The organism is Caloramator mitchellensis (assembly GCF_001440545.1).
GTDB classification, from domain to species: Bacteria; Bacillota; Clostridia; order Clostridiales; family Caloramatoraceae; genus Caloramator; species Caloramator mitchellensis.
The window spans coordinates 1-999 of record NZ_LKHP01000042.1; the positions used below are offsets into that span (position 1 = coordinate 1).

The following is a 999-nucleotide window of genomic DNA, read 5'->3' on the forward strand; positions in this document are numbered from 1 at the left end:
AAAAGATAAAAGAGATAAAGAAGTAACAATTAAGGGGCTGGAAATTCATGCAGCCCCTTCATTTAATAAGTAAAAGGGGAGAGATTATGAAGAAGCGATTGAATGATAATGCAGTGTTCTGGCTGTTTGTTGCACCTGCCCTTTTTGCATTTGTAATGGTAGTAATAATACCCTTCTTTATGGGAATATATTATTCAATGACAGACTGGACAGCAGTTGCAGGATTAAAACCTAAATGGGTGGGATTTAAAAATTATAAGGCTATGTTTTCAGACATTGCAATCAGATATTCTTTTATCAGAACATTTCTATTCACTCTATTGAGCGTAGTATCGATAAATATAGTTGCACTAACATTTGCAGTTTTGGTCACAAGGGATATAAGATTTAGAAACTTTTACAGAGCAGGCTTCTTTGTTCCAAACTTAATAGGTGGGCTTGTATTAGGATATATCTGGCAGTTCATATTTAAAAGCGTAATACCTGCGATTGGAGGATTGCTTGGGATAGAGAAACTTCAAAACCTGCTTATATTGTCAAACCCTGATTTAACTTTATTCGGATTAGTATTAGCATTCACATGGCAATATGCTGGGTATATAATGATGATTTATGTAGCAGCATTGCTCAATGTTCCACAGGAACTTTTAGAGGCTGCGGCAATAGACGGAGCAAACTTCTGGCAAAGATTAAAGGCAATAACAATCCCTATGATAGCTCATGCCTTTACAATAACGACCTTCTTAACGCTTGTAAATTCATTTAAGCAGTATGATATAATAGTTGCCCTGACAAATGGCGGGCCTACCGATATGTATAAGGGGCAGGTTGTAAATTCAACGGAACTACTTGCAATGCACATATACAATGTAGCCTTTAAATACAACAGGATGGCGGAAGGGCAGGCAAGGGCAATTATATTCTTCCTTGTATTGTCGGTAATATCAATAGCACAGGTATATTATAATAAGAAGAGCGAGGTGGAAATGTAATGGTCAG

The 999-nt window shown here is 36.7% G+C and carries 1 protein-coding gene; it reads left to right on the forward strand.

Annotated elements, in window-relative coordinates; translation table 11 throughout:
• Positions 1 to 86 precede the first annotated feature (86 nt).
• Complete coding sequence (locus tag ABG79_RS12105; protein WP_057979720.1) at positions 87 to 992, forward strand: carbohydrate ABC transporter permease; 906 nt, start codon at positions 87 to 89, stop codon at positions 990 to 992.
• Positions 993 to 999 lie beyond the last annotated feature (7 nt).